Origin of the sequence: Enterococcus pingfangensis, from assembly GCF_005405205.1 — a bacterium.
Lineage (GTDB): Bacteria > Bacillota > Bacilli > Lactobacillales > Enterococcaceae > Enterococcus_A > Enterococcus_A pingfangensis.
Genome location: NZ_BJDP01000011.1, coordinates 70,449 through 77,106, shown reverse-complemented (window position 1 = coordinate 77,106; position 6,658 = coordinate 70,449). Strand labels below are relative to the sequence as shown.

The window sequence follows — 6,658 nt, the reverse complement described above, 5'->3', positions numbered from 1 at the left end:
TTGAAGATTTAGAAACAGAGAAAATGTCTTAGCAGTCTCTACTAAAATATGTCCAAGATATTGACTCAAATCCAGATATCGTAGATTATATATTGCGAATCACTCATCGTATTTGGGAAGAGCGTGCGATTGGAGTGATTAACGAAACTTATCACAATAATACGATTGTTCATTCTTGTTCAGCATTGAATTCTGGAGTCTTACCAGTTATTGCAGGGACGTTATCCGCGCTACATGCTTTCCCTGATCGTAGAGTTGTTGCAGAAAGTGTTGTTTGGTCAGAAGATACACCGGGTGATTTTTTTACGTCACATCGTAGCAAATCGAATGCAACCAATTTAGGTGATAGTGAATTTGGAAAAGTCACAGGTAGAAAGATTCAATTCAGAGCAATTGCAGATTGTAAAATTGTAGATAACCGAATTTATGAAGAATGGTTAGTTCGCGATAATATTTGGTTAGTCCAACAGTTGGGGTTAGACCCTTATCAAGTGGCAAATGAATTAGCTAAGAAATACGTAGCAGCCGGTTCACCAGCATTCCATGGAAACTTCGGTTTACCAGAAATGATGGAGGGGCAATTCTATCCGGAAGCTTACAAAGCAAATGATGAGTCTGTTGGTGAGCTGATGCGTGAGATTCACAGTCAAATTTTCCAATGTAAAATGATTGACAAGGTGAAGGATTACTTCTTACCACAAGCATTGGTTCACTTTATCGGTAACAAGAATTTAGTAGGCAAAGAAGAAATTCAAGGAACGATTATTAGTTTCTTGGCCTCGTTCCCGAATGCATACTTTATGATTGATCGCATTACTTGTAATGAAAGAGCTGTCAGTGGAGAATGGGATGTTGCAGTTCGCTGGAAGATGAAAGGATTACATGAGGGAAAAGGAATGTTTGGTGATCCATCTGGAAATAGTGTAAATATTATGGGAATCAACCATTATCATGTTCAGAACAATCAAATTCGTGAAGCTTGGATCATGTTCGATGGAATTGATGTTTTACGCCAAATTGTGACTCTAAAAGAAGAAAACGAAATAGCAGAAGAATTAGTAAAGTGAGTGTGAAAAATGAAAGACATAAATGTAGATTCGATTGAATTAGGGAAAACACTGTCCTTGCCAAAGAGATTTTTAGCTTACTTTTCAATTTTATTACTATACTTCTTTTACACGTATAATTTTAGCTTGTTGGGGGTTTTAGGACCGTTATTGACTGGAGAATATGGGTTTAGCCAAACCCAATTCTCTTTCTTATTTAGTGTTCAGTCGTGGGGGTTGCTAGTCGGAACATTAGTGGCGGGGTCGCTTAGTGTCCGCTTTGGTAAAAAGCGTGTGTTAATGGTATTAGGTTTGGTTTTCGCTTTTTCGACTATTGCGCATATTTTTTTAGTTGGTAGTTATCATAGCTGGGTTGTCTTTAGATTTATTGCTGGAATGGCCTTAGGGGGAACCTATGGAACTTGTATTGGTCTTATTGTTGACCTCTTCCCAGCGGAGTATCGTGGTCGATTGACCGCAGTGGCTTCGAGCTTGTTTGCAGTTTCGGGAGCCTTAGCAGGATGGATTTCCAGTCGCTGGTTTGATACAAACTGGACAATTGTAATTTGGGCTGCGATTATTCCAGCGTTAGTTGCGGTTGTCATGATATTATTGTTTGTACCAGATGATTTGGAATTAACACGTTCAAGAAATGAAGCTGCTGGATCAGAAAAATCAGAAAAGCCTAGCTATCGTAATATGTTAAAAGGAAAATATTTAAAAATTGCGATAATCTGTATTTTACTTTCTGGTATGAATTTTAGTGGCTACTCTGGTTTTACTCAGTTTGTTCCAATCTACTTACAGGATGGAATTGGAATGAGTGCTGGACAATGGGGACAAATGATTGCAATTCAAAATATTGGTCAGTTTTGTGGGTTCTTAATCTTCGGATTTATCGGAGATAAGTATGGTCGGAAAAAGACGCTCTGGGGAATGCTACTTTGTGGATTAATGATTCCAATTTATATGATGCTGAATATGGATATGTTTGCGCTATTTAATGTTGTAGCATTCTTATTTGGATTAGGTTTAGGCTACTCAGGAATTTGGGGAGCTTATTACACTGAGCTATTTCCAGAAAAATATCGCTCAATGTCTGCAGGCTTCTGTTTTAATATGGGACGGATTGTTTCTAGTATTGTTGTCTTGTTTATTGGAATCGTAGCAGATTCTGGTTTGGGATTACGTTTTAGTTTGGTTATACCAGCAGTCTTTTTCTTTATCGGTGTTATCTTATGGCTGTTACTACCAGAGACTCTCGAAAAAAGAAAGTAAAATAAATTTATCTAAATGTTAATTGTAAAAAATAATAGTTGGGAATAAGAGTGCATTATTACTCTTATTTCCAATTAATCATTATGTGAAATAAATAAGTACATAGTTTTATAAATATTTTTTGGAAGGAACAAGGTTATGGGAGTGAGTAAAGGAAAAGGACAGATTACGCTTTTTTTTATTATCAGTGTTTTTTACACAATCAGCATTAGTGCATTTGATCCTTTCATTGCTGTTTATGCTAATAGCTTGGGCTTTCGACCAGCAATGATAGGTATCATTGTAGGTGCTGCAGGTTTTTCTTCCATGCTTGCTCGATTCCCAACCGGAATTATGGCAGATGTGCTCAAAAATAAATTGCGAGTGATTCGTTTTGGGTTGATGATCACTATCATTGGTTGGACAGCGGCTTTTCTTTATCCAATACCAGCTACTTTTTTAATTGGAAAGATAGCAGATGGTTTGACAGGGGCCGTTTGGGTCGTAGTCACTACTTTGTTTACGCATTTTTTTTCTAAAGAACAAGCAACTAAATCGATTGGCTTAATTTCTTTTTCAGCAACTATTGGAAATTTTTTAGGATCAATCATCGGTGGAACTGTAGCCCACTTATGGGGCTATCATTATTCCTTTTTAGTGGCAATTTTTTCGGCAATACTGGCATTACTATTGACTTTTTTATTAAAAGAAGTATCCGCCAAAACAACACACAAAAAAATCGAATTGTATGCTATTAAAGAACAGCTTTCGGATTCAAGTATTTGGATTTTAGGACTGTTGACAATCATTGCTTTGATGGTTCCTTATTCAACTCGTGACTTATTTACTCCAATCCTTGCAATCAAGCAAGGAGGTAATGCTTTGACGGTTACCTTATTAGCTAATATTCATATGATTTTTGGAGGACTGGCACAATTAATGACTGGAACTTTTTTTGAAAGGTACCTCGGGCTAAAGCGGACAGTTGCTTTTGGGGCAGCCGGTCAAGGTGCTGGAACATTTCTGCTAGATTGGGGAACGGATGAAGCAACCGGTGCACAAAGTGTATTATTATCTGTTCCTGGATCGACTACAAAATATGCAGAAAAATATGCAACAACACTGACATGGACGTTGACGGACACACCGGACAACGCATAGTACTAATAGAAACGGGTAGAAAGGTTCTTTTCGGGGCCTTTCTCTTCCTATTTATTGAGGTGAAGAAAGTGAAGAAAATTTTTGTCTTATTGCTTACGTTAATCAGCGGGTTAGTAATCTATCCTTCCGTGAGCCAGGCGGGAGAATTTAATTTTGCAGTAAATCCGGTCATTCCGGAAAACCAAGTCGATAAAAGTGTGAGTTATTTTGATTTACTATTGGGAGAAAATCAAAAGCAAGAACTGCAAGTTGCTTTAAAAAATGATACGGAACAAGCGGTGGTTGTCGATGTCAATCTGGCGAACGCGACTACAAATACGAATGGTGTAGTTGAGTACAGTCCAAATAAAATTCCGGCAGATCCTAGTTTGAAGTATCAGTTGAGTGATATTGCTGAAGCGCCAAAATCAATTACGGTACCTGCAAATGGACAGGCAGAGTTGAAAATCAACTTGACGATGCCCACTGAAAGTTTTGCCGGGGTTATTGCTGGTGGAATTACTCTGAGCCAGCACAAAGAAGCAGAAAAAGAAGAGAATCAAGCTGCCGGTGTTTCCATTAAGAATGAGTTTTCTTATGTTATTGGTTTGGTAGTAAGAGAAAATGAACAGACAGTCGAACCGAATTTGTTATTAAACGATGTGAAACCAGATCAGCTCAATGCTCGAAATGTGATCGTATCCTCGCTGCAAAATGATCAGCCGACTTATATCAATCAAGTGGCAATCGATGGCATTGTAACTAAACAAGGCAATTCGAAAACGTTGTATAAAGTCAATCAGTCAGGGATGCAGATTGCGCCAAATTCAAGTTTTGCTTTTCCGCTGCCGTTAAATGGCGAGAAATTAGAAGCTGGACGTTATCATATGAAACTGACAGTTTATGGAAATAAAAATGAAGAAGGTAAGTATGAACAAAAAACAGGTGAAAAATTTGAGCATCGCTGGGTTTTAGAGAAAGATTTTGTTGTCACTGAAAAAACCGCAGATAAATTGAATAAACAAGATGTCACTATCAAAGAAGAAAATAATTGGTGGATCTATCTGCTGATTGGCATTATTATATTGCTGCTCGTTTTGATCGTCTTACTGCTTGTTTTCCTACGAAAGAAAAAGGAAGAGGATAATGAAAAAGAAAAAAATAGTTAGCGCGCTCTTTCTTTCTAGCAGTTTTGCTGTACTTCTCAATGTCAATGAAGTTCATGGAGAAGTGCCGATTTATAATCCAATGGACCCAACAGAGGAAGTAACACCGATCGAAGGAACTAATCCGGCTACAGAAACGACGGAAACAAGTTCGTCTGTAGCAGAAACAGTAGGAACGACAGAAACAGCAGAGACACAACCAAAAAAAGCAGAAAAAAAACAGCCGGAAAAAAAAGCAGAGAAACAGCCGTCTAAAAAGTCGCAGAGAAAAAATGAACGAATTTGGTTGGATGATCTTTTAGCAGATGACCAGTTTGCGACGCTGCCAACAACTGGTGGAAGCGGAACGCCTGTTTTAGAAACAAATGTTTTGGCAAAAGTAGCAGCGAAACTTTCTGGTAAAGTGCTCATGGGCAGCAGTTCTCAAAAAAATGTTCGTTTCATCTTGTAGTAAAAGAACATTCGTTGTAAATTGGGGGTGGAAAGAGAAAATTTTATTAGGTGGAAGATTATGAATTGGGAGTTTTTATTAGAAAAAGAAGATCGGCAAAAATTGCAACTGCTGAGGCTTTTGGATCGGCAGCCAAATCAAAAAGTACGCATTAAAGAGATCCAGGAGATGCTGGGCTATTCTTATTACTTGGTGAAGAATACTATCTTAGAAATCGAAAAAGATATTATAGAGTTGGATCTATCGGATTATTTTGCAATTGAGATCACAGAGACCTATGTGAACCTCTACGAAAAAATGAATGCGAATACAACCTTGTTTCTGCATCATTACTTACGAGGATCGATCCAGGTAAAAATGTTAACTGAATTGTTTTTCAAGGAACATTTTTCTATTTCTCAGTTTGCGGAGGAGCATTTTTCTAGTTATGCCTTTGTTTATAAGCGCTTTTTGCAGTTAAAACAAAGTTTAAAGGATGTGGCGATTAAAATTGATCGAAGAAATCATATTGTAGGAGAAGAACATACGATTTGGTTATTTTTTGGTCATTTGTTTCAAACAATCTATTCTATTGAAGAGATTTGTCCACCGGATCAGTTCCGACTGATAGAACAGACGGTGAGCCGAATCCAGCCGCTTTTAGCAAAAACACTCACTGAAACAGTCAAAGCAAATTTTTATCAACTACTATTAGTCTTCTTGACTCGTTATAATCAAGGGCGCAATTTAAAACTAGCTAAAAAGGAAAGACAGTTGTTAGAGCGGCTCAAACCCGCGAATCAAGTGTTATTTAATGGTATCAAACAAGAAATCGCCAGAGCTTTTGATCTGCCGGATGAGACGATCGAAGAGGAAGGATTATTTTTGTTGAATCTGCTTTATACCGAATCTTTGACCGAGCCGATTGGGCAATTATTTCCAGAATCGGGAACACTATTGATTACTAATTTCATCACTGAATTTGAACAAGTTTTTCAGATGAAACTTGCCGAAGTAGAAGCGCGAAATTTGCGTTCTGCGTTAGAGTTGCTTGTATGGGATGTTTTCTGTTTCCCTGCAAGAAGCCGCTTTTTCGTTGATACGATCGAGATCACTTATTTTAAAAATAGTTATCCTGAATATTTCGATTTTTGCCAACGAGTGATGACACGAACGAAACTAGTCGGCAACAAAGTCCAAGAGCGCTTTTTATTTTACTATGGACTATTGACGTTGATTCGTTTCATCCCGATTACGCGAGTTTCTGAATCCATCGAAGTTTGCATTGATTTTTCGATTGGTGAAAGCTACAACGATTTGATCAAAAGAGACCTTCTTTATTTTTCTTCGTTAAATATTGAAGTCGTTAAGATCCAGTCTGAGAAAACGCGGCTGATTTTGACCGATGCAATTAATTTGCCCAATAACTATCCGAGTAAAAAAATCGTCTGGTTGACGCCGCCTCGGCCGGAAGACTGGGAACAGGTAGTCGATGAATTGATCGGGATGCGCCAAGAAAACTCTGCGAAATATTTAGATAGAGCCGATCTACAATAAAAAATACTCTGTCTTGGATCAAAAATAATCTGATTTATCAAGCCGTCCTAGACATCAAAATA

At 37.8% G+C, this 6,658-nt stretch carries 6 protein-coding genes; all 6 read left to right on the top strand.

What is annotated here, in order from left to right; genetic code table 11:
* The first annotated feature begins 92 nt into the window (after nucleotides 1-92).
* The 6 genes from FFM63_RS08050 (at nucleotide 93) to FFM63_RS08025 (ending at nucleotide 6,596) form a co-directional block, all read left to right on the top strand.
* On the top strand, nucleotides 93-1,067 hold the full coding sequence (locus FFM63_RS08050; protein WP_171000212.1) for an ester cyclase: 975 nt from the start codon (nucleotides 93-95) through the stop codon (nucleotides 1,065-1,067).
* A 9-nt stretch (nucleotides 1,068-1,076) separates the two neighbouring features.
* On the top strand, nucleotides 1,077-2,324 hold the full coding sequence (locus FFM63_RS08045; RefSeq protein ID WP_137609791.1) for an MFS transporter: 1,248 nt from the start codon (nucleotides 1,077-1,079) through the stop codon (nucleotides 2,322-2,324).
* A 138-nt stretch (nucleotides 2,325-2,462) separates the two neighbouring features.
* Nucleotides 2,463-3,464, top strand: a complete 1,002-nt coding sequence (locus FFM63_RS08040; protein ID WP_137609790.1) for an MFS transporter — start codon at nucleotides 2,463-2,465, stop codon at nucleotides 3,462-3,464.
* Between the two features lie 68 nt (nucleotides 3,465-3,532).
* Nucleotides 3,533-4,612, top strand: a complete 1,080-nt coding sequence (locus FFM63_RS08035) for a WxLIP family cell surface protein (RefSeq protein WP_246033316.1) — start codon at nucleotides 3,533-3,535, stop codon at nucleotides 4,610-4,612.
* On the top strand, nucleotides 4,590-5,060 hold the full coding sequence (locus FFM63_RS08030; RefSeq protein WP_137609788.1) for a hypothetical protein: 471 nt from the start codon (nucleotides 4,590-4,592) through the stop codon (nucleotides 5,058-5,060). The genes FFM63_RS08035 and FFM63_RS08030 overlap by 23 nt, the downstream gene beginning before the upstream one ends.
* A 60-nt stretch (nucleotides 5,061-5,120) precedes the next feature.
* Nucleotides 5,121-6,596: a helix-turn-helix domain-containing protein gene (locus FFM63_RS08025; RefSeq protein ID WP_137609787.1), complete on the top strand. Its 1,476-nt coding sequence runs from the start codon at nucleotides 5,121-5,123 to the stop codon at nucleotides 6,594-6,596.
* The last annotated feature ends 62 nt before the right edge of the window (nucleotides 6,597-6,658 follow it).